Here is a 21,733-nt window from a genome sequence, read left to right on the forward strand (position 1 = left end):
AACGCGATCTCGTCGATCATCATCCTGGGGGCGCTGATGCAGATCGGGTCGGGGTCGGTCCTGGTGATCCTGCTTGCGGCGCTGTCGGTCTTCATGGCCGGGATCAACATCTTCGGTGGCTTCATGGTGACGCGCCGGATGCTCGCCATGTTCCAGAAGTCGTAAGGAGGCCGTCATGGAATTCGGATTTACCACGGCGGCCTACGTCGTTGCAGCGGTCCTGTTCATCCTCTCGCTGGGGGGCCTTTCGGGCCAGGAAAGCGCCAAGCGCGCGGTCTGGTATGGGATCACCGGCATGGCGCTGGCGGTTCTGGCCACGCTTTACGGGCCGGGCTTCGGTCTCTGGTGGCTGTCGGTTGCGCTGATCGCAGGCGGCGGGGCCATCGGCTGGGTCGTCGCGCAGCGCGTCCAGATGACCGAGATGCCGCAGCTGGTGGCGGCGATGCACAGCCTCGTCGGCCTCGCGGCGGTGTTCATCGGTTTCAACACCCATATCGAGATGGTTCGGGTGATGGGCATGGACGAAGCCGCGCGCGCGACCCTGGAGGGGTTTGCCGCTGTCGTCGCGCACAAGACCGGGGTAGAGGTCAGCATCCTGCGGGTCGAGACCTTCCTTGGCGTCTTCATCGGGGCGGTGACCTTCACCGGCTCGGTCATCGCCTTCGGGAAACTGGCGGGCAAGGTCGACGGCAAGGCGAAGAAGCTGCCGGGCGGGCACCTGCTGAACGCCTCGGCGGCGATCATTTCGATTGTCTTGCTGGCGGTCTACCTGCAGTCGGGGTCGACACTGGCGCTGATCGGGATGACCTTGGCGGCACTGTTCATCGGCTACCACCTGATCATGGGGATCGGCGGGGCGGACATGCCGGTCGTCGTCTCGATGCTGAACAGCTACTCCGGCTGGGCGGCGGCGGCGATCGGGTTCTCCTTGTCCAATGACCTCCTGATCGTCGTCGGCGCGCTGGTCGGTTCGTCGGGTGCGATCCTGTCCTACATCATGTGCAAGGCGATGAACCGGAGCTTCATCAGCGTGATCCTCGGCGGGTTTGGGGGGACCACTGGCCCGGCGATGGAAGTCACCGGCGAGCAGATCGCCATCGACGCGGAAGGGGTGGCGGCGGCGCTGAATGATGCGGATTCGATCATCATCATCCCGGGCTACGGGATGGCGGTGGCGCAGGCGCAGCAGTCGGTGTCGGAGCTGACCCGGAAGCTGCGGGCGAAGGGCAAGAACGTCCGCTTCGCGATCCACCCGGTTGCGGGGCGTCTGCCGGGGCATATGAACGTGCTGCTGGCCGAGGCGAAGGTGCCCTATGATATCGTGCTGGAAATGGACGAGATCAACGAGGACTTCCCGGAGACCGATGTGGCCATCGTGATCGGGTCGAACGACATCGTGAACCCGGCGGCGCAGGAGGACCCGAATTCGCCCATCGCGGGGATGCCGGTCTTGGAATGCTGGAAGGCGAAGCAGGTCTTCGTCTCGAAACGGGGGCAGGGGACCGGGTATTCCGGGATCGAGAACCCGCTCTTCTACAAGGAGAACACCCGGATGTTCTATGGGGACGCGAAGAAGTCGATCGACAGCCTGTTGCCGATGATCGAGTGAGAGCCGGGCGGGGTGGGTCTTACCTGCCCCGCCTGTCCACGGTGGACAGATTTTCGCGCCGTGGAAAATCAAGGGCTTGGTCGCGGGCGTTAGGCATTTCTTTACTTTTGCCTTCAGTCCGCTGTCGATGAAATCCACGGCATTTGACACCCGGACTGCTTGGAAGCGAGGGGCGATTGGGCAACACCCGCCCTGCATACCCCGGTATTCCGCCATTCTGCTGGCACCCACGCGAGGCGCGCCTTACCTCTCGGCGTGAGCCGCCCGAGGACCCCGATGCCGATCCCTGACCATCCCCTGCGCTATGCCACGGTGAACGAGCTGCACGCGCGGCCCTTCCCGTCGCTGGAGGTGCCTTCGACGGCGGTCTATGTCGCGATCAAGGAGCCGGTGCAGGCGCAGAACCGGGACCGGGGCGCGGATCTTGGGCATCTGCTGGCGCTTCTCGACCGGCATGGCAGCGCGCATCCGCAGCCGGGGGCGACGCATTTCTCGGGCCCCATCGGGCGGGCCGAGCTGAAATGGGAGAGCCATACCGAGTTCGTGACCTATTCGGCCTTTACCAAGGGCGTCTCGGCCCGGCCCTTCGATCCGGCGGAGGCGGAGGTCTTGCCGGAGGACTGGCTGGCGGCGGCGCCGGGCAGGCGGCTCACCTCGGTCCTGATCCGGGTGGAGGCGATGCCCGCAAGCGAGGACGAGCTGCTGAAGCGGCTGGACGACTGGTTCGTGCCCGAGAGTCTGGCGGTGGCGCGGGTGGTCGATGGGGCGGCGGTGGTGGCGGGGGATTTCCGCATCGACCCCGGTGGCCACATGCGCTTTGCGGTCTTCGTGGCACCGGGCACCGGACCGCGGCGGGTGGGGCGGATCGTGCAGCGGCTGTGCGAGATCGAGACCTACCGGGCGATGTCGATGCTGGGCCTCATGCGGTCGCGCGATCTGTCGGCGCGGCTGAATGCGCTGGACCCGAAACTGTCAGCGCTGGTCTCCGGCCTCGACAGCGCCGAACCCGCGCCGGAGGCGGCGCTGCATGAGTTGCTGACGATCTCGGCGGAGCTGGAAAGCCTTGCGGTGCAGTTTTCCTTCCGCTTCGGGGCGACGGCGGCCTACGAGGCCATCGTCACCCAGCGGATCGAGGTCTTGCGCGAGGTGCGCATCCAGGGCCGCCAGACCTTTGGCGAGTTCATGATGCGGCGCTATGACCCGGCGATGCGGACGGTGAAATCGGCAGAAAGCCGGTTGGCCGGGATGGCGGAGCGGGCGGAGCGGGCGGCGGAACTGTTGCGGACGCGGGTCGATGTGGAGCGGTCGGCGCAGAACCAGCGGCTTCTGGAGAGCATGGACCGGCGGGCGGACCTGGCGCTGCGCTTGCAGCACACGGTCGAAGGGCTGTCGGTGGTGGCGATCAGCTACTATGCGGTGAGCCTTGGGTCATACCTCTTGAAGCCTGCGGCGCATGCGCTGGAGATCGGGCCGGAGGCGTTGCTGGCCGGGCTGGTGCCGGTGGTCGTGCTGGGTGTCTGGCTGATGGTGCGGCGGATCAGGAACCGGCTGCACTAGCGGACGGCTCCTCGTTCGCCTTCGGCTTCTCGTCGCGGGCCCTTTGCGAGGAGCGCCGAAGGCGACGACGAGCGTTACCGGCCGCGGATGCGGGGGTCCAATGCGTCGCGCAACCCGTCGCCGATGTAGTTCACCGACAGCACCGTGAGCGAGATGGCAAGGCCCGGCCAGACCACGCGTTCTGGGTAGACCTGCATGTATTGCAGCCCGTCATAAAGCAGGCGTCCCCAGGTCGGGAAGTCGGGCGGGAAGCCGAGGCCGAGGAAGCTGAGGACGGATTCGGTGATGATCGCCTCGGCCACGCCGAGGGTGGCGGCGACCATCACCGGAGAGACCACGTTCGGCAGGATGTGGCGGCGGATGATCCGGCTGGGCCGCGCCCCGATGGAGCGGGAGGCAAGGACATATTCGCGTTCCTTCAGGGTCAGCACCTCGCCCCGGACGATGCGGGCGGTGGCCATCCAGGAGGTGATGCCGATGGCGAAGACGATGAGGGTGAAGGCGCCCAGTTCCGGCCCGATCATCCCGGCGATGCGGTCGCGGAACAGCATCACCATCACAAGGAGCAGCGGGATCAGCGGCAGGGCGAGGAACATGTCGGTGATGCGCATAAGCGGGCCGTCGAGGCGGCGGAAATAGCCGGCCAGCGTGCCGATCAGCGTGCCGAAGACGATGGCGATGCCCATCGCGACCAGACCGACAGCCAGCGAGACGCGGCCCGCAAGCAGCACGCGGGCCAGCATGTCGCGGCCAAGCTGGTCGGTGCCGAGCGGGAAGCGCAAGCTTGGCCCCTGGTTCTTCAGCTTGATCGCCTGCGCGACCGACAGCTTTTCCGGCACCCAGAGATAGGGGCCGATCAGCACGGCGGTGATCAGGATCCCCAGCACGATCAGCCCGAAGAGCGCGCCCTTGTGGGTGCGGAACTGGTGCCAGATTTCGCGCGCGGCGCTGGCGGGTTTGGGCGGGGCGGAGGTCGCGTCAGTCATAGCGGATCCGGGGGTCGAGAAGGCCGTAGAGGATGTCGGCGATCAGGTTGAAGAGCACGATCAGCACGGCGAAGATGAAAGCGAGGGTCTGCACCATCGGAATGTCATTGGCATGGATCGCTCCGATCAGCGCCGCGCCGATGCCGTTCACGCCGAAGAGGTTCTCGGTGATGATGGCGCCGCCGAAGATCGCCGGGATGCCAAGCGCGATGACGGTGACGACGGGGATCAGCGAGTTCCTGAGGACATGTTTCAGGACGACGGTGCGTTCGGTCATGCCCTTGGCGCGGGCGGTGCGGACATAGTCCATTCCCATGTTGTCGAGCATGGAGGAGCGCATGTAGCGGCTGATCGCGGCGGCGTTGGCAAGGCCCAGGGTCATGACCGGCAGGGCCATCTGCTTGATCTGCTGCAGGAAGGTGGCCCAGCCGGTGACATTGAGCTGGGTGTCGTATTTGGTCGGGAACCAGCCGAGCCAGACGGCGAAGATGATGATCAGAAGCGTGCCGGAGAAGAAGGTGGGCACGGAAAAGCCGATCATCGCGAAGAGCGTCCCGGCCTGGTCGAACCAGGAATACTGGCGGTAGGCGGAATAGATGCCGATGGGCACGGCGATCAGGATGCCGACCAGATAGGCGGTGCCGATCACGGTCAGGGTCTGGGGCAGGCGCTGGCCGATGATGGTGAAGACGGGGCTGCGCGACTGCCAGGACAGGATGCGCTGCTCGCCCTCGGCCCAATGGGTGCCGAACCAGCCGTCGAACAGGGTAGCGGGCTCAACCCAGAAGAACTGCCGCAGCCAGAGGAAGTAGCGGAAGATCACCGGCTGGTCGGCGCCGAGCGCCTCGATCATCTTCTGGCGGACGTCGGGGGGGACGGTCAGCGGGATTTCGGACATGGGCGAGCCGGGCGCGAGGTCGACCAGCAGGAAGATCACCAGGCTGATGACCAGGAGCGTGGGGATGGCCAGCAGAAGCCTGCGAAGCGTGAAGGTGAGCATGCGGCTCTTGCCCTTGGGGTGAAGGAAGGTGCGGGGCCGGATCGCTCCGGCCCCGCGAGGATCAGGTCACTTCACGCGGAACCAGTCGGCGACGTTCCACATCTCCGAGTCCCAGGCGTTGATCTGCACACCGCCAAGCGCGTTCGAATGCGCCGAGAGCGTGCCGCGATGGACCAGCGGAACCACGATCATGGAGTCCTTCGTCACCATGTCGTTCAGTTTCTTGGCGATCTCCTGCCGTTTGGCGATGTCGGTGGTGCCGCCAAGTTCGGCGTAGAGCGCGTCATACTCCGGCGTGCAGAAGCGGTTGATGTTCTCGCCCTGCCACTGGGTTTCGGGCGAGGGCGCGTTCTTGCACTGGTACTGGCCCAGGTAGACCTCCGGGTCCGGGCTGTCGGAGTTGTTGGCATACATCTCGACGTCGGCGTAGAACTTCTGGAAGGTGTCGGGCGAGCCCGGGTCACCGCCGAAGAAGACGCCGGGGTCGATGGCCTTCAGCTCGACCTCGACGCCCAGTTCGGTCCACCAGTCCTTGATCAGCGCCTGGAAGTCCTGGCGGATCGGGTTGACGGTGGTCTGGTAGAGGATGTGCAGCTTCTTGCCATCCTTGTCGCGGATGCCGTCGCCGTCGCTGTCCTTCCAGCCGGCTTCATCGAGCAGCGCCTTGGCGCCTTCCATGTCCTGCGCGATGCAGCCTTCGTTGTCCGAAGCCCAGCCTTCCGGCCCGGGGATCACGTTGCAGGTGGGCTTGCCGCCCTCGCCGTAGCCGACTTCGACCAGGATCGAGCGGTCGATGGCCTTGGACAGCGCGGTGCGCACCTTGATGTCCGACAGGATCGGGTGGGGGTGCTTGGCGGTGGCACGCTCGCCTTCCGGGAGCGCCGGGTCGGGGTCGGTGGTGTTCATCTCGATCCGCTCGACCAGGGTGCCGAAGGCGACGACGAACTCGCCCTTGCCGGCCGCCTTCATCGAGGCTTGGGTTTCGGGCGGGATCTGGGTGTTCCAGGCGTAGTCGAATTCGCCGGTCTCCATCACGGCGCGGGCCGAGCCTTCGGCATCGCCGCCGCCCTTGATCACGGCGGTCGCGAAGGCGGGCTTGGCCGGGTCGCGGTAGTTCTCGTTCGCGGCCATCGACACGGTGTCGTTGACGGTGAAGCCGGTCACCTTGAACGGGCCGGTGCCGACCGGCATGTTGTTCGCGTCGGTGCAGGTGGGCGCAGCGGCGCCGAGGCAGGCTTCGAACTGCTTCTTCTGCAGGACCGGCGACAGGGCCGAGACGAAGGCGGTGTAGGGGTTCGCCTTCGGAGCGCTGAAGGTCACCTTGATCGTCGCGGGATCGACCGCCTCGACCGAGGCGATGCCTTCGAACTTGGTGGCCTGCGAGCAGCCGCCTTCGGGATGGGTGCAATACTGCCAGGTGAAGACCGCGTCATCGGCGGTGACCGGGGTGCCGTCCGACCATTTCAGGTCCGGCAGGAGCTTCCAGGTGATCGAGGTCATGTCGGCCGAGATGCCGCCATTGTCGAGCGTCGGGATTTCGGTGACGAGTTTCGGCACCATCACGCCGTTCGGGTCGAGGCCCGCGAGCGGCTCCAGCACCATCGAGGAGGCGTAGATGTCCTTGGTCCCGCCCGAGAGGTAGGGGTTCATGATCGACACGGCCTGCGGGAAGGTGAGCTTCACCTCGCCATCGGTGCCACGTTCGGCAAAGGCCGCTGGGGCAATCCCCATCACGGCCACGGCGCCCAGAAGGGCGGCTCTCAGTTTCATCGGGTCTCTCCTTGTTGGTTGCGCTCTTGGTTCTTGTGTATTGGAGCCTCGGTCGCGCCGGTTGATCCGGCGGCGGTTGTTGTCGGGTAGAGGTGGCAGGCGACCAGACGGCCGGGCTCGACCTCCATCAGGTCGGGCTTCACGCTGCGGCAGATCTCCATCACCTTGGGGCAGCGGGTGCAGAAGTTGCAGCCCTTGGGCGGGTTGGCGGGCGAGGGCACATCGCCTTTCAGGATGATCCGGTTGCGCCGCGCGGCCAGTTCGGGGTCGGGTTCGTTCACCGCCGACAGGAGCGCCTCGGCATAGGGGTGCAGCGGGCGGCGGTAGAGATCCTTCGACGGCGACAGCTCGGCGATGCGGCCCAGATACATAACGGCCACCTTCTGCGCGAGGTGGCGGACCATCGAGAGGTCGTGGCTGATGAAAAGATAGGTCAGGCCCAGCTTTTCCTGCAGGTCTTCCAGAAGGTTGACCACCTGCGCCTGGATCGAGACGTCGAGCGCGGCAATGGGCTCGTCGCAGACGATGAAACGGGGTTTCAGCGCCAGGGCGCGGGCGATGCCGATGCGCTGGCGCTGGCCGCCGGAGAATTCGTGCGGGAAGCGGTTCACGAAGCGGCGGTTGAGCCCGACCTGATCCATCAGCTCGTAGACACGCTCAAGCTTCTGGTCGCGGGTCCAGTTCGTGTGTTCATCCAGCGGTTCGCTGACGATTTCCGCCAGCGTCATCCGAGGGTTGAGACTGGCCTGCGGGTCCTGGAACACCATCTGCATGGTCGGGCGCTTCATGCGCAGCGCTTCCGGGGCGAGTTTCGCCACGTCGTCGCCGTCGATCACCACGCGGCCCGCGGTGGGTTCGTAAAGCCGCAGCATGGCGCGGCCCACGGTGGACTTGCCACAGCCGGATTCGCCGACGAGGCCCAGGGTCTGCCCGGCCATGATGTCGAAGGACACGCCGTCCACCGCCTTCACGTCGCCGGTGTGCTTGCGGAAGATCCCGGTGTAGATCGGGAAATGCATCTTCAGGTCCTGGACCCGGACCAGCGGGGTGGGGCTCGCGTCAAGCATGGGCGGCCGCCTTTGCCGGAGCCTGCCAGTGACAGGCGACGTCGTGACCCTGGCCGATCGGCTGGCCGTCCACGGCGCGGCGGGCCGGGTTGGCTGCATCGCAGGCGGCGAAACGGTAGTCGCAACGCGCCCGGAACGGGCAGGCGGTGAGCGGGGCGGACAGGATCGGCGGCTGGCCTTCGATCACCTTCAAGCGCGTTTCGCGGTCGCCGGTAATGCGCGGGATCGTCTGCAGAAGGGCGCGGGTGTAGGGATGCTGCGGATTGGCGAACAGCTCGCGCACCGGGGCATGTTCGACGACCTGTCCGCCATACATGACGATGACCCGGTCTGCGATGCCGGCGATGACGCCGAGGTCATGGGTGATCCAGATGATCGCCATGCCAAGCTTGCGGCGAAGGTCTTTCACCAGCTCCAGGATCTGCGCCTGGATCGTCACGTCCAGCGCGGTGGTGGGTTCGTCGGCGATGAGAACGTCGGGGTCGCAGGCCAAGGCGATGGCGATCATCACCCGCTGCCGCATGCCCCCGGAAAACTGGTGCGGATACTGGTAGAGACGGCGTTTCGCGTCAGGGATGCCGACCAGTTCCAGAAGCTCGACGGCGCGGGCCTCGGCCTGGGGTTTCGACATCTTCAGGTGCTTGATCAGCGGCTCCATGATCTGGTTGCCCAGCGTGAAGACCGGGTTCAGCGAGGTCATCGGGTCCTGGAAGACGAAGCCGACCTTGGCGCCGCGCACCGCGCGAAGCTGGTCGTCCGACATGGCCAGAAGGTCCTTGCCGTTCAGCAGCACCTGGCCCGAACGAATATCGGCGGGGGGCGCGGGCAGCAGCCGCAGCAGCGACATCATCGTCACCGACTTGCCCGAGCCGCTTTCGCCGACAACGCCCAGGAGTTCCCCAGGCTTGAGGTGGAAGCTCACGTCATTGACGGCGTGGATTTCGCCACCGCGCGTTCGGAAAACGGTCTTGAGGTCCCTGACATCAAGGACGGACGCGGCCGCTTCGGCCATTCAGTACTCCCCGCGACTTCTTAAGTCTTGTTATTATTGGCCGTTTCTCGGCCTGACAGCTTCAGGGTGCTGCCTTGCGGTCAACTCTTTCCGATTCTTGGCCTTCTATCAACCGCGATTTGCGGTGCGATTCCAGACTGTTCACCCGGCAGAATGATCGGAGGCCGCGTCAATCTGCCAGATATTGACTTGGCTGGCCCCCGGCGACAGGCTGGCTACCAGATGTAGACAGGGCGAGGGAAATCGCGATGACCGTGCTGACGCCGCGACAGATTCTGGATCACCTGGTCAGTTTCCCCACCGTCAGCCGCTGTTCGAACCTGGCGCTGGTCGACTGGCTGGAGGGCTATCTGACGGGGCAGGGGGTGAAGTGCTTTCGGCACTGGAACGAGGACCGGCAGAAAGCGGCGCTGATCGGCCATGCCGGGCCCTGGGTGGAAGGGGCGGTGGTGCTGTCGGGGCATTCCGACGTGGTGCCGGTGGACGGGCAGGCCTGGACCAGCGACCCCTGGGTGGTGGAGGAGCGGGAGGGGCGGCTTTACGGGCGCGGGACCTGCGACATGAAGGGCTATGTGGCGCTGTCGGTCTGGGCCCTGGTCGAAGCGCAAAGGCGGGGGGTGGCGCGGCCCTTGCAGCTGGCGCTGTCCTATGACGAGGAGCTGGGGTGCACGGGGGCTCCGCCGATGATCGCGGCGATGCAGGGGGTGGTGCCGAAGGGCGCGATCGCGCTGATCGGCGAGCCGTCGCGGATGAAGGTGATCACCGGGCACAAGGGCGGCACCGGCTACAACGTGCATGTGAAGGGCTATGAGGTGCATTCCTCGCTGCTGCCCGAGGGGGTGTCGGCGGTGATGGAGGCGGCGCGGCTGATCAGTTGGGTGAACGATCACAACGACGAAATCCAGTCCCGGACGCCGGGTGCGATCGGGGCGAGGTTCCACCCGCCCTTCACGACGCTGCACATCGGGCGTATCCAGGGCGGGACGGCGGACAACATCACGGCGGGGGATTGCCGGTTCGCGGTGGAGATGCGCTGCGTGCCGGATGACGACATCGAGGCCCATGCCGGGGCCTTCCGGGCGGCGGCGGAGGCTTTGGACAAGGCGCTGAAGGCGAAGCGGCCCGTGGCGGGGGTGCATCTGGACAAGTTCTTCGACGTCTCGGCCCTGCGGCCCGAGGTGGGGGGCGAGGCAGAAGCGCTGGCCTGCGCATTGACCGGGGAGAATGCGACGGGGGTGGTGTCCTACGGCACCGAGGCCGGGCAGTTCCAGGACGCGGGCTATTCGGCGGTGGTCTGCGGGCCGGGTGACATTGCCCAGGCGCACCAGCCGGACGAATACTTGGAGGTCAGCGAATTCCAGGCCGGGCAGCGGTTCATGGAGCGGCTCTTGGAGCGGTTGGCATGAGCTTTCCGATTTCCGAAGAGAGTCCGGTCCGGTTCGCTGCGCCCCTGCCGCCGCGCGCCGATGTGGTGGTGGTGGGCGGCGGCGTGATCGGGGTGATGACGGCCTGGTTCCTGCGCGAGAAGGGCCTGTCGGTTGTGGTCTGCGAAAAGGGCCGGATCGCGGGCGAACAGTCCAGCCGCAACTGGGGCTGGGTGCGCCAGCAGGGCAGGGACCCCGGCGAGCTGCCGATCATGGTGGAGAGCCTGGCGATCTGGAAGCGGCTGGCGGCGGAGATGGGCGAGGTGCTGGGGTTCCGGCAGACCGGCGTCCTTTACATGGCGAAGACCGAAGCGGAGATCGCCGGGTTCGAGGCCTGGACCGAACATTCCCGCGCACATCAGCTGGACACGCGGCTGCTGACCGCCAGTGAGACGATGGGAATGCTGAAGGGGGCGGTGGCGCCGTGGACAGGCGGGCTCTTCACCGCCTCGGACGCGCGGGCGGAACCCTGGGTGGCGGTGCCAGCGCTGGCGGCGGCGGCCGTCGAGAAGGGAGTCGTCATCCGCGAGGCCTGTGCGGTGCGCGGGCTGGACCTGGCGGCGGGCCGGGTGGCGGGCGTGGTGACGGAGGCGGGGCGGATCGCCTGCGACCATGTGGTCGTCGCGGCGGGGGCTTGGTCGCGGCTGTTCCTCGGGCAGCACGGGGTGAGCATCCCGCAGCTTTCCGTGCTGGCCTCGGTCGCGGCGACGGAGCCGATGCCGGAGGTTTTCGCGGGCAATGCGGCGGACGACGACTTCGCCTTCCGCAGGCGGGCGGATGGGGGCTATTCCATCGCCCCCGGCGCACGGCATGACTTCTTCATCGGGCGGGATGCGTTTCAGAGCTTCGGCGTCTATCTGCCGGTGCTGAAAAAGGATTTCCGGTCGACCAACTTCCGGTTGGCGGCCCCGAAAGGCTATCCCGACGCCTGGGGCACCCCGCGCCGCTGGGTGCTGGACGGGGAAAGCCCCTTCGAGCGCCAGCGCATCCTGAACCCCGCGCCGAACATGCAGTCACTGGGCAAGGTGCAGGACAGCTTTGCGAAGGCCTTCCCGTCGCTGGGGCGGCCAAAGTTGAAGATGGCCTGGGCAGGGATGATCGACAGCCTGCCCGACGTGGTGCCCATCGTGGACCACGCGCCGATCCCCGGCCTGACCATTGCCACGGGGATGAGCGGGCATGGCTTCGGCATCGGGCCGGGGATGGGGCGGGTGGTGGCGGACCTGGTGACGGGTCGGCCCATCGGGCACGACCTGAGCCGCTTCCGCTTTGCGCGGTTCAGCGACGGCAGCCGGATCGAACCTGGCCCGAGCCTTTAGGCAAGCGTGGCCGGATAGCCCGCCTTGTCCAGCGCCTGAAGCAGCGCTGCGGCAGGGGCCGGGCCTGCGACCTGGACCTTGCGGGTGGTCAGGTCGACAGTCACTGCGCCGACCTCCGGGACGGCGCCAAGGGCGGCCTCGACCGTGGCCTTGCAGTGCGAACAGCTCATGTCGGGAACGGAGAGAGTGGTCATGTGACTTCCTTTCTGGCAGGCGATTGGCCGTCAGGTTGGGGTTGGCGTCAAGGCCCGCAAGCCCAAACCGACACAAACAAAGCGGTGATGTCGGGAAATTCTGTACTCTGCCGTTTCCAAATCGCTTTAAATCGCTTAGACATGGGAAATGTTTGCGGTAACACGAACGAAGGACCGATGCCGGGGAATTGGCCCGGAAACCCCTTGTCGAAGCCGAAAGCCCGCTTGACCGCCGCCCGCTGGCGCATAGGCTTTCTCAGGAGAAGACCTTGCTGGATAGACCCGTGACCGATCTGAGCGTGACCCCGAACATCCTGCAGGCCAGCATCCTGCGCCACCTGACCTTTACCGTGGGCAAGGATGCGCCGCACGCCAGCCCGCATGACTGGCGCATGGCCTTGTCCCATGCGATCCGCGACCAGATCGTCGAGCCCTGGTTCGCCTCGACCCGCCGGACCTGGGCCGAGGACCGCAAGCGCGTCTACTACCTGTCGATGGAATTCCTGATCGGCCGCATCCTGGAAGATGCGATGATCAACCTTGGCCTTTACGACATGGCCGCCGAGGCGATGGCGCATTTCGGCCAGGACATCCGGGTGGTGATCGACGACGAACCCGATGCGGCGCTGGGGAATGGGGGCCTTGGGCGGCTGGCGGCCTGTTTCATGGAATCGATGGCGACGCTGGGGTGCCCGGCCTATGGCTATGGCATCCGCTATGAGCATGGGTTGTTCCGGCAGCATTTCGACCACGGCCGGCAGGTGGAGACGCCGGAGAACTGGCTGGCGCAGGCCCACCCCTGGGAATTCGCCCGACCGGAAAGCGCCTATACCGTGGGCTTCAAGGGCCAGGTCGAAACGCGGGACGGGCGCGAGATCTGGGTGCCGCAGGAGACGGTGACGGCGGAAGCCTATGATACCCCGGTGATCGGCTGGCAGGGCAAATGGGCGAACACGCTGCGGCTCTGGGGGGCGAAGGGGACGCGGAATTTCGACCTCGAACGCTTCAACCGGGGCGACTATGCGGCGGCGGCAGAGCCCGAGACGCTGGCGCGGACGCTTTCGCGCGTGCTTTACCCCGATGACACGACCTATCAGGGCAAGGAGTTGCGGCTGAAGCAGGAGTTCTTCCTGACCTCGGCGGCGTTGCAGGACATCCTGCGGCGCTATCTGTCGAACCATTCCGACCTGCGCGCGCTGCCCCGCCATGTGGCGATCCAGATGAACGACACCCATCCGGCGATTGCCGGGCCGGAGCTGATCCGGCTGCTGAGCGACGAACATGGGCTGGAGTTCGACGAGGCGCTGACCATCGCGCGGGCCTGCCTGGGGTATACGAATCACACGCTGTTGCCGGAAGCGCTTGAAAAATGGGCGACTTTCACCTTCGGCAATGTGCTGCCGCGCCACATGCAGATCGTGGAGCGGATCGACAGCTGGCACCGTCGCGCCTATCCGAACCGGCCGCATTATGTGGGGATCGTGAAGCACCAGGAAGTACGGATGGGGGAACTGGCCTTCATCATGAGCCACAAGGTGAACGGGGTTTCGGCGCTGCATTCCGATCTGGTGAAGCAGAACCTGTTCCCCGAGCTGAACCTGCTGCACCCGGGGCGGATCATCAACGAGACCAACGGGGTGACCCCGCGGCGCTGGCTGCGGATGGCGAACCGGCCCCTGTCGGCGCTGATCACGAAAAGCATCGGGCCGGGCTGGGAGGCCGATCTTGACCGGCTGCGCGGGCTGGAGTCTTTCGCCGATGACGCGGGATTCCGGGCCGAATTCGCGGCGGCCAAGCGCGAGAACAAGGTGGCGCTGTCGAACTGGGTCGGGCGCGAGATGGGGATCGCCGTTTCTCCCGATGCGCTGTTCGACGTGCAGATCAAGCGCATCCACGAATACAAGCGGCAGCTTCTGAACATCCTGGAGACGATTGCGCATTGGCAGCGGGTACGGTCGAACCCGAAGGCGGGATGGGTGCCGCGGGTGAAGATCTTCGGAGGGAAGGCGGCGCCGGGCTATGCGGTGGCGAAGGAAATCATTCGTCTGATCAATGATGTGGCGACGGTTGTTAATGCGGACCCGGTGACGGGGGGCCTGCTGAAGATCGTCTATCCGCCGAACTACAACGTGACGATGGCCGAGCGGGTGATCCCGGCGGCCGACCTGTCGGAACAGATCTCGACGGCGGGGAAAGAGGCCTCGGGCACCGGGAACATGAAGTTCATGATGAACGGCGCACCGACCATCGGCACGCTGGACGGCGCGAATGTCGAGATCTTGCACGAGGTCGGCGCGGAGAACTTCTTCCTGTTCGGGCTGACCGCCGAGGAGGTGGCCAAGCGCCGCGAGGACCCGGATCACGCCAAGAAAGCGATCGAGGCGAGCCAGCCTTTGATGGACGTGTTGCAGATGATCGCCGAGGGCCGCTTCTCGCCCGAGGAGCCGGGGCGGTATCACGATCTGGTCCACCGGGTCTGGCACCACGACTACTTCCTGGTGGCCGCCGATTTCGCCGCCTATCACGTGGCGCAGGGCGAGGTGGACACGGCCTATCTGGATCGGGACCGCTGGGGAAAGATGGCGGTGATGAACACGGCGCGGAGCGGGTTCTTCTCGTCGGACCGGACCATTCGCAGCTACATGGACGAAATCTGGCAGGCATCATCCGCGCTCTGACGCGCTTTCGGGAGGGAAGCATGGCCGAGACGACACTGGACAGGGGCGCAGCCGAGGCGATTGCCGGGGGCTGGCATGGCGACCCGTTCGGCGTGCTGGGGCCGCACAAGGTCGCGAAGGGCTGGGAAATCCGGGCTTTCGTGCCGGGGGCGGAGCGGCTGTGGGTTCTGTCCGGCAAGACGGAGGCCGAGGCGCTGGCGTGGCCGGGGTTGCCGGGGCTTTTCACGCACCAGATGGCGCGGAAGGCGAACTACAGCTTCCGCGCGGAAGGTCATGGCAATACTTGGGAATTCGACGATCCCTACCGTTTCGGCCCGGTGCTGGGCGAGATGGACGAATACCTGCTGGGCGAAGGCAGTCACCGGCGGTTGTGGCAGGTGCTGGGCGCGCATGTGATCAGCCATGAGGGCGTCGACGGCGTGCATTTCGCGGTCTGGGCGCCGAATGCGGAACGGGTTTCCGTTGTGGGCGATTTCAACGTCTGGGACGGCCGCCGGAACCCGATGCGCCGCCGGGGTGCAACTGGGGTTTGGGAAATCTTCATCCCCGGGCTGGGCGAGGGCACGGCCTATAAGTACGAGATCAAGGGGCCGGGCGGGGCGGTGATGCCGCTGAAGGCCGATCCGGTGGGGTTCGGCTCTGAACATCCGCCGGCAAATGCCTCGGTTGTCAGGACAATCCGGGGTGACTGGCAGGACGGCGACTGGATGGGGGGGCGGGCAGCGCGGCATACGACCGATGCCCCGATCAGCGTCTATGAGGTGCATCTGGGGTCGTGGAAGCGGGCGCCGGGGAACCGGATGCTGAGCTACGAGGAGCTGGCCGCGCAGCTGGTGGACTATGCCGCCGACATGGGGTTCACCCATATCGAGTGCCTGCCGGTCAGCGAATATCCGTTTGACGGCAGCTGGGGCTATCAGCCGGTGGGGATGTTCGCGCCGACGATCCGGCATGGCACGCCGTCCGAATTCCGCGCTTTTGTCGATGCCGCGCACCGCAAGGGGCTGGGCGTGATCCTCGACTGGGTGCCGGGGCATTTCCCGACCGATCCGCATGGGCTCGGGCGCTTCGACGGCACTGCGCTCTATGAGCATCAGGACCCGCGCGAGGGGTTCCATCAGGACTGGAACACGCTGATCTACAACTATGGCCGGGTCGAGGTGAAGAACTACCTCGTCAGCAACGCCTTGTACTGGCTGGAGGAATACCACGTCGACGGGCTCAGGGTCGATGCGGTGGCCTCGATGCTGTACCGCGATTACTCCCGGAAAGCTGGCGAGTGGGTTCCGAACAAGGATGGCGGCCGCGAGAATTACGAGGCGATCGACGTCCTGCGCTCGACCAACATCACCGCCTATGGCGAATGCCGCGGGATCATGACCATCGCCGAGGAATCGACGGCCTTTCCGGGCGTGTCGCGGCCGGCGAACTGGGGGGGCCTCGGCTTCGGGTTCAAGTGGAACATGGGCTGGATGAACGACACCCTCAGCTACATGCAGAAGGACCCGATCTACCGGAAGTATCACCATCATCAGATGACCTTCGGTCTGGTCTATGCCTGGTCGGAAAACTATGTCCTTCCGATCAGCCATGACGAGGTGGTGCATGGCAAGGGCAGCATGCTGTCGAAGATGCCGGGCAATGCCTGGGAGAAATTCGCGAACCTGCGGGCCTATTACGGCTTCATGTGGGCGCATCCGGGCAAGAAGCTTTTGTTCATGGGGCAGGAATTCGCCCAAGGGGCAGAGTGGAACCACAACCAGAGCCTCGACTGGCATCAGCTTGATATTGCGGAACATCGCGGCATGCAGCGACTGGTGCGCGACCTGAACCGGGTCTACCGCGAGACGCGGGCGCTGCATGTCAACGACACGCGGCCCGAGGGTTTCGAGTGGATCGAATCGAACGATGCCGAGGCCGGGGTCTATGCGTGGGTCCGCAAGGGGATCGAGGGCGACAAGCCGGTGGTGGCGGTGGTCAACATGACCCCGCTGGAACGGAAGTATCGGCTGGGCCTGCCGCTTGCGGGCAAGTGGAGCGAGATCCTGAACACCGACGCCGAGGCCTATGGCGGGGGCAACCGTGGCAATCTGGGAGGGGTCGCCACGGAGAAGACGCCCTGGCACGGCCAGAGCCAATCGGCGCTTGTCTCGCTGCCGCCGTTGTCGGCAGTCTATCTGCAACAGGACTGAATTCAGGCGGGGAAACCGCCAAAGGGGAGGGAAGACGATGAAAGCAAGACCGAACCAGCGCCTGTCCAGTCAGGCAATGGCCTTCGTGCTGGCGGGCGGGCGCGGCAGCCGGTTGAAGGAGCTGACCGACCGGCGGGCGAAACCGGCGGTCTATTTCGGCGGCAAGACCCGGATCATCGACTTCGCCCTGTCGAATGCGCTGAACTCCGGCATCCGCAAGATGGCGATTGCGACGCAGTACAAGGCGCATTCCCTGATCCGCCACGTTCAGCGCGGCTGGGGGTTCTTCCGGGCGGAACGCAACGAATATCTGGACATCCTGCCCGCCAGCCAGCGGATGGACGAGGTCAACTGGTACCGTGGCACGGCGGATGCCATCGCGCAGAACATCGACATCATCGACAGCTACGGCATCAGCTATGTGATCGTGCTGGCGGGCGATCACATCTACAAGATGGATTACGAGATCATGCTGCGCCAGCATGTCGAGGCCGGGGCGGATGTGACCATCGGCTGCCTGACCGTGCCGCGCAAGGAGGCGAGCGCCTTCGGCGTGATGCATGTCGACAAGACCATGCGGATCACCGATTTCCTGGAGAAACCGAAGGACCCGCCGTCGATCCCGGGCGATCCCGATCATGCGCTGGCTTCGATGGGGATCTACGTCTTCGACTGGGCCTTCCTGCGCGATCTTCTGATCCGCGACATGCAGGATGACAATTCGACCCATGACTTCGGCTTCGACCTGATCCCGGCCATCGTGAAGAACGGCAAAGCGGTGGCGCACAAGTTCGCCGACAGCTGCGTGATGAGCGGGCTGGAAACCGAGCCCTACTGGCGCGACGTCGGGACCATCGATGCCTTCTGGCAGGCCAATATCGACCTGACGGACTTCATCCCCAAGCTCGACCTCTATGACAGCGCCTGGCCGATCTGGACCTATGCCGAGATCGTGCCTCCGGCGAAGTTCATCCATGACGAGGACGGGCGGCGGGGTTCGGCGGTGAGTTCGCTGGTCAGCGGCGACTGCATCGTCTCGGGTTCGGCGGTGTCGAATTCGCTGCTCTTCACCGGTGTCAGGACGCACAGCTATTCCAGCCTGGAATATGTGGTGGCGCTGCCGCAGGTGACGGTGAACCGCAAGGCGCAGCTGAAGAATTGCGTGATCGACCGGGGGGTGGTGATCCCGGAGGGGCTGGTGATCGGCGAGGATGCGGGGGAAGATGCCAAGTGGTTCCGCCGGTCCGAGGGTGGTATTGTCCTCATCACGCAGGACATGCTTGACGCGCGGGCCAAGGCGCTTGGCTGAGAGACTGGACCTGGCCCGGAGCCTGCGTTAACTCCGGGCGGGAAGCTTCTGAAAGGCAAGGCAAATGGGCGGTCTGGTTCTGTCGGTGGCGTCCGAATGTGTGCCCCTGGTCAAGACCGGGGGGCTGGCCGATGTGGTGGGGGCGCTGCCCGGCGCGCTGGCGCCTGTCGGCTGGGACATGCGGGTGCTCTTGCCGACCTACCGGGCGCTCAGGCCACGGGCGAAGGACTGGCCCGTGGTCTGGGAGGAGGCGGACCTCTGGGGCGGGCCGGGCCGGGTGCTGGCGGGCGAGGTCGAGGGGGTGCCGCTGCTGTTGCTGGATGCACCGCATCTTTATGACCGCGAGGGCGGGCCCTATTCCGGCCCGCAGGGTGAACACCCCGACAACGCGATCCGGTTTGCCGCGCTGTCCTGGGTCGGCGCCCGCATCGCCCGCGAGGGGCTGGCGGGTTGGAAGCCCGACATCCTGCATGCGCATGACTGGCAGGCGGGGTTCGCGCCGGCCTATCTGGCCTATCATGGCAACGGCGGGGTGAAATCGGTCATCACCGTCCACAACATCGCCTTCCAGGGCTGGGCGCCCGCGCATTTGCTGGGGGTCTTGCGCCTGCCGGGCCATGCCTACCACCCCGAGGCGCTGGAATATTACGGCGGGATCTCCAGCCTGAAGGCGGGGCTGGTGACGGCGGACTGGATCACCACCGTCTCGCCCGGCTACGCGGCCGAGCTGATGCGGCCGGAATTCGGCATGGGGCTGCAAGGCGTGATCGCGGCGCGGGGGTCGGCGGTGTCGGGCATCCTGAACGGGGTGGATACCGGGGTCTGGGACCCGTCCCGCGAGGACCCGGCCTTCGACCGCAAGGCCGTGGCGGGCAAGGCGGCAGCACGGGCGAAGCTTTGCGAGGAGTTCGGGCTGGAGGTGCCGGGGCCGCTGGCCATCGTCGTCAGCCGCCTGACCGACCAGAAGGGGATCGACCTCTTGCCCGCAGTGATCCCGGATTTCATCCTTGGCGGCGGCGGGCTGATCGTGCTGGGCTCGGGCGATCCCGGGATGGAAGCGGCGATGCGCACTCTTGCCGCGCGGTTCCCCGGTCGGGTGGCCGTGCGGATCGGCTATGACGAAGGGATGAGCCACCGCCTGTTCGCGGGCGCCGATGCGGTGCTGGTGCCCTCGCGTTTCGAGCCCTGCGGGCTGACGCAGATGTATGGGCTGCGCTACGGCACATTGCCGGTGGTGTCGCTGGTGGGCGGGCTGGGCGATACGGTGATCGGCGCGACCCCGGCAACGCTGGCCGCAGGGGCGGCGACGGGCGTGACCTTCCACCCGGTCGATGTGCTGGCCTTCGGGCAGGCCTTGGCGCAGCTTCTGGAACTTTACCGCCAGCCGAAGCTCTGGGCCAAGCTCCGGGCCAATGCGATGGCGCAGCCGGTGGGCTGGGAAAGCTCGGCGGCGGCTTACGCGGACCTTTACGAAAGGCTGGTCGGGTGACAGCGCTGGCCGTTTCGCTGCCCGCGCGGTTGCAGGGCCATGCGGTCAGTCCGGGCCGCCCTTGGCCGATGGGGGCATCGCTGACCGGCGACGGGGTGAATTTCGCTGTCTTCTCGGCCCATGCCGAGCGGATCGAGCTGTGCCTTTTCACCCCCGACGGGCGCAAGGAAATGGCGCGGCTGGATATCGGCGACCGCGACGGAGATATCTGGCATATCCATGTCGGCGGGTTGACGGTCGGCACCGTCTACGGCTTCCGCGCGCATGGGCCCTATGCGCCGGAGCAGGGGCATCGGTTCAACCCGAACAAGCTGCTGCTCGACCCCTACGCCCGTGCGCTGGAGGGGCGGCTGAAATGGTCGGACGCGCTGATGGGCTACAAGATCGGCTCCCCGCGGGGCGACCTCAGCTTCGACACCCGCGACAGCGCCTTTGCCGTGCCGAAGGCGGTGGTGACGGATGCCTCCTTCACCTGGGGCAACGATCAGGCGCCGCGCACGCCCCGCGCCGAGACGCTGATCTACGAGGCGCATGTCAAGTCGATGACCGCGCTGCATCCCGGCGTCGACAAGGGGTTGCGGGGGACTTACCTGGGTCTGTCCTCGGACCCGGTGATCGAGCACCTGCACAAGCTGGGCGTGACGGCGATCGAGCTGCTGCCGGTGCAGGCCTATATCGACGACCGCTTCCTGGTGTCGAAGGGGCTGAGGAACCACTGGGGCTACAACACTTTGGCCTTCTTCGCCCCCGAACCGCGCTACATGTCGCAGGGCGCGCTGTGGGAGTTCCAGACGATGGTCCGCCGCTTCCACGCGGGGGGGATCGAGGTGATCCTGGACGTGGTCTACAACCACACCGCCGAGGGCGACGAATGGGGCCCGACGGTCAGCTTCCGGGGGCTGGACAATGCCAGCTACTACCGGCTTTCGGGGGGCGGGCGGACCTATGCCAACGATGCGGGGACCGGCAACACGCTGAACCTGACCCAGCCCAATGTGCTGCGCATGGTGATGGACTCGCTGCGCTACTGGGTCGAGATGACCCATGTCGACGGCTTCCGCTTCGACCTTGCCACCGTGCTGGGCCGCGAAGCGCATGGGTTCGACCCGAACGGCGGCTTCTTCGATGCGATCCGGCAGGACCCGGTGCTGAGCCGGGTGAAGATCATCGCCGAACCCTGGGATATCGGGCCGGGGGGCTATCAGCTCGGGGCCTATCCGCATCCGTTCCTGGAATGGAACGACCGCTTCCGCGACGGGGTGCGGCGGTTCTGGAAGGGCGACGCGGGCCTGACCCGCGATCTTGCCGCCCGGCTTCTGGGCAGCGCGGAACGCTTCGACCATTCGGGGCGGGCGGCGACGTCGTCGGTCAACTATGTGACCTCGCATGACGGGTTCACGCTGGAGGACCTGGTCAGCTTCACCATCAAGCGCAACTTCGCCAATGGCGAGGACAACCGGGACGGCCATCACGAGAACCATTCCGACAATCTCGGGGTCGAGGGGCCTACGAAGGATGCGCAGGTGCTGGCGGCGCGGGGGTTGCGCAAGCGGAATCTGCTGGCGACGCTGATGCTGAGCCAGGGCGTGCCGATGCTGCTGGCAGGCGACGAGATCGGCCACAGCCAGGGCGGCAACAACAACGCCTATGCGCAGGACAACGAAACCTCGTGGATCGACTGGGGCGCGCGCGACCGGACGCTGCAGGCGTTCGTCGAGCGGCTGTCGACCCTGCGCCGGTCGCTTCCCGTGCTGCGCCAGCGGCGGTTCCTGCATGCGCGGAAGCGGGTGGCTGACCAGATCCCGGATGTGATCTGGCGCCGGGCGAACGGCACGGTGCCGCAGTCCGAGGAATGGCACGACCCGGCCTTCCGCTGCCTTTGTGTCGAGCTGCGGATGGCGGCGGAAGGCGGCGATCCGAACCCCGAGGCGGTCTTCGCCGTCTTCAACACCGGCGCGGCGACACCATTGCACCTGCCCGAGACGGCGGCGGGGTGGGAACTTTTGCTGGACACCACGCGGCCCGATCTTCCCGAAGACGGGCTGCCCGCCACCCCCTTCACCGAGGCCCCCGCGCATTGCGTTCTTCTCTTCCGGTCGAAAACCGGCGAGCCCAAGGGAGTTTGAC

Annotated in this window: 16 protein-coding genes; 10 read left to right on the forward strand and 6 right to left on the reverse strand. The window is 66.0% G+C overall.

Going from position 1 to position 21,733, the window contains the following annotated elements; genetic code table 11:
* From ACE3P6_RS13080 to ACE3P6_RS13090, 3 genes are all read left to right on the forward strand, one after another.
* Positions 1-165, forward strand: a 165-nt coding sequence (locus tag ACE3P6_RS13080; protein WP_374395854.1) for a proton-translocating transhydrogenase family protein, incomplete at its 5' end; no start/stop codon positions are given.
* Positions 166-175: 10 nt separating this feature from the next.
* The gene (locus ACE3P6_RS13085; RefSeq protein ID WP_374395706.1) at positions 176-1,609 is read left to right on the forward strand and encodes an NAD(P)(+) transhydrogenase (Re/Si-specific) subunit beta; all 1,434 of its coding nucleotides are present in this window, start codon (positions 176-178) and stop codon (positions 1,607-1,609) included.
* A gap of 276 nt (positions 1,610-1,885) precedes the next feature.
* Entirely contained in the window at positions 1,886-3,166 is a 1,281-nt protein-coding gene (locus ACE3P6_RS13090) for a DUF3422 family protein (protein ID WP_374395709.1), read from the forward strand.
* 74 nt (positions 3,167-3,240) lie between these two features.
* On the opposite strand, the gene ACE3P6_RS13095 is transcribed toward ACE3P6_RS13090, so the two are convergent.
* The 5 genes from ACE3P6_RS13095 to ACE3P6_RS13115 all read right to left on the reverse strand — a co-directional run bounded on the left by ACE3P6_RS13095 (position 3,241) and on the right by ACE3P6_RS13115 (position 9,001).
* A complete protein-coding gene (locus ACE3P6_RS13095; protein ID WP_374372734.1) occupies positions 3,241-4,152 on the reverse strand; it encodes an ABC transporter permease in 912 nt (303 codons plus the stop codon).
* Positions 4,145-5,152, reverse strand: coding sequence for an ABC transporter permease (locus ACE3P6_RS13100; RefSeq protein ID WP_374395711.1), 1,008 nt, complete (start codon positions 5,150-5,152; stop codon positions 4,145-4,147). The genes ACE3P6_RS13095 and ACE3P6_RS13100 overlap by 8 nt, the downstream gene beginning before the upstream one ends.
* 66 nt (positions 5,153-5,218) lie before the next feature.
* A complete protein-coding gene (locus ACE3P6_RS13105) occupies positions 5,219-6,922 on the reverse strand; it encodes a peptide ABC transporter substrate-binding protein (protein WP_374395714.1) in 1,704 nt (567 codons plus the stop codon).
* Complete coding sequence (locus tag ACE3P6_RS13110; protein ID WP_374395717.1) at positions 6,919-7,989, reverse strand: ABC transporter ATP-binding protein; 1,071 nt, start codon at positions 7,987-7,989, stop codon at positions 6,919-6,921. The genes ACE3P6_RS13105 and ACE3P6_RS13110 overlap by 4 nt, the downstream gene beginning before the upstream one ends.
* Positions 7,982-9,001 carry an ABC transporter ATP-binding protein gene (locus ACE3P6_RS13115; protein WP_374395720.1) on the reverse strand — a complete coding sequence of 340 codons (1,020 nt, stop codon included), beginning with the start codon at positions 8,999-9,001 and terminating at the stop codon, positions 7,982-7,984. The genes ACE3P6_RS13110 and ACE3P6_RS13115 overlap by 8 nt, the downstream gene beginning before the upstream one ends.
* A 248-nt stretch (positions 9,002-9,249) precedes the next feature.
* Between ACE3P6_RS13115 and argE the strand changes: the two genes are divergently transcribed.
* Together argE and ACE3P6_RS13125 are read left to right on the forward strand one after the other, a co-directional pair.
* A complete protein-coding gene (argE, locus tag ACE3P6_RS13120) occupies positions 9,250-10,407 on the forward strand; it encodes an acetylornithine deacetylase (RefSeq protein WP_374395722.1) in 1,158 nt (385 codons plus the stop codon).
* Positions 10,404-11,744 (forward strand): NAD(P)/FAD-dependent oxidoreductase, encoded by a 1,341-nt coding sequence (locus ACE3P6_RS13125; RefSeq protein ID WP_374395724.1) that lies wholly within the window; start codon positions 10,404-10,406, stop codon positions 11,742-11,744. The genes argE and ACE3P6_RS13125 overlap by 4 nt, the downstream gene beginning before the upstream one ends.
* Here the strand turns inward: ACE3P6_RS13125 and ACE3P6_RS13130 are convergent.
* Entirely contained in the window at positions 11,741-11,938 is a 198-nt protein-coding gene (locus ACE3P6_RS13130) for a heavy-metal-associated domain-containing protein (RefSeq protein WP_374395726.1), read from the reverse strand. The two genes, ACE3P6_RS13125 and ACE3P6_RS13130, sit on opposite strands and share 4 nt — an antisense overlap.
* A gap of 269 nt (positions 11,939-12,207) precedes the next feature.
* On the opposite strand from ACE3P6_RS13130, the gene ACE3P6_RS13135 reads away from it, so the two are divergent.
* The 5 genes from ACE3P6_RS13135 (at position 12,208) to glgX (ending at position 21,732) form a co-directional block, all read left to right on the forward strand.
* On the forward strand, positions 12,208-14,616 hold the full coding sequence (locus ACE3P6_RS13135; protein ID WP_374395729.1) for a glycogen/starch/alpha-glucan phosphorylase: 2,409 nt from the start codon (positions 12,208-12,210) through the stop codon (positions 14,614-14,616).
* A gap of 20 nt (positions 14,617-14,636) precedes the next feature.
* On the forward strand, positions 14,637-16,808 hold the full coding sequence (glgB, locus tag ACE3P6_RS13140; RefSeq protein ID WP_374395732.1) for a 1,4-alpha-glucan branching protein GlgB: 2,172 nt from the start codon (positions 14,637-14,639) through the stop codon (positions 16,806-16,808).
* A 37-nt stretch (positions 16,809-16,845) separates the two neighbouring features.
* The gene (gene glgC, locus ACE3P6_RS13145) at positions 16,846-18,117 is read left to right on the forward strand and encodes a glucose-1-phosphate adenylyltransferase (RefSeq protein ID WP_374395735.1); all 1,272 of its coding nucleotides are present in this window, start codon (positions 16,846-16,848) and stop codon (positions 18,115-18,117) included.
* A 64-nt stretch (positions 18,118-18,181) separates the two neighbouring features.
* The gene (gene glgA / locus ACE3P6_RS13150) at positions 18,182-19,606 is read left to right on the forward strand and encodes a glycogen synthase GlgA (RefSeq protein ID WP_374395738.1); all 1,425 of its coding nucleotides are present in this window, start codon (positions 18,182-18,184) and stop codon (positions 19,604-19,606) included.
* The gene (gene glgX, locus ACE3P6_RS13155) at positions 19,603-21,732 is read left to right on the forward strand and encodes a glycogen debranching protein GlgX (protein WP_374395741.1); all 2,130 of its coding nucleotides are present in this window, start codon (positions 19,603-19,605) and stop codon (positions 21,730-21,732) included. Before glgA ends, glgX begins: the two co-directional genes overlap by 4 nt.
* Position 21,733 lies beyond the last annotated feature (1 nt).

It is taken from the genome of Tabrizicola sp. (genome assembly GCF_041911175.1).
Lineage (GTDB): Bacteria > Pseudomonadota > Alphaproteobacteria > Rhodobacterales > Rhodobacteraceae > Tabrizicola.

Bases quoted from the DNA above. Each gene is read 5' to 3' on its own strand.
- ACE3P6_RS13100 (WP_374395711.1), bottom strand. From the start codon at position 5,152: ATGCTCACCTTCACGCTTCGCAGGCTTCTGCTGGCCATCCCCACGCTC.
- ACE3P6_RS13125 (WP_374395724.1), top strand. From the start codon at position 10,404: ATGAGCTTTCCGATTTCCGAAGAGAGTCCGGTCCGGTTCGCTGCGCCC.
- glgC (WP_374395735.1), top strand. From the start codon at position 16,846: ATGAAAGCAAGACCGAACCAGCGCCTGTCCAGTCAGGCAATGGCCTTC.
- ACE3P6_RS13090 (WP_374395709.1), top strand. From the start codon at position 1,886: ATGCCGATCCCTGACCATCCCCTGCGCTATGCCACGGTGAACGAGCTG.
- ACE3P6_RS13110 (WP_374395717.1), bottom strand. From the start codon at position 7,989: ATGCTTGACGCGAGCCCCACCCCGCTGGTCCGGGTCCAGGACCTGAAG.
- ACE3P6_RS13085 (WP_374395706.1), top strand. From the start codon at position 176: ATGGAATTCGGATTTACCACGGCGGCCTACGTCGTTGCAGCGGTCCTG.
- ACE3P6_RS13105 (WP_374395714.1), bottom strand. From the start codon at position 6,922: ATGAAACTGAGAGCCGCCCTTCTGGGCGCCGTGGCCGTGATGGGGATT.
- ACE3P6_RS13130 (WP_374395726.1), bottom strand. From the start codon at position 11,938: ATGACCACTCTCTCCGTTCCCGACATGAGCTGTTCGCACTGCAAGGCC.
- argE (WP_374395722.1), top strand. From the start codon at position 9,250: ATGACCGTGCTGACGCCGCGACAGATTCTGGATCACCTGGTCAGTTTC.
- glgA (WP_374395738.1), top strand. From the start codon at position 18,182: ATGGGCGGTCTGGTTCTGTCGGTGGCGTCCGAATGTGTGCCCCTGGTC.
- glgB (WP_374395732.1), top strand. From the start codon at position 14,637: ATGGCCGAGACGACACTGGACAGGGGCGCAGCCGAGGCGATTGCCGGG.
- ACE3P6_RS13095 (WP_374372734.1), bottom strand. From the start codon at position 4,152: ATGACTGACGCGACCTCCGCCCCGCCCAAACCCGCCAGCGCCGCGCGC.
- ACE3P6_RS13115 (WP_374395720.1), bottom strand. From the start codon at position 9,001: ATGGCCGAAGCGGCCGCGTCCGTCCTTGATGTCAGGGACCTCAAGACC.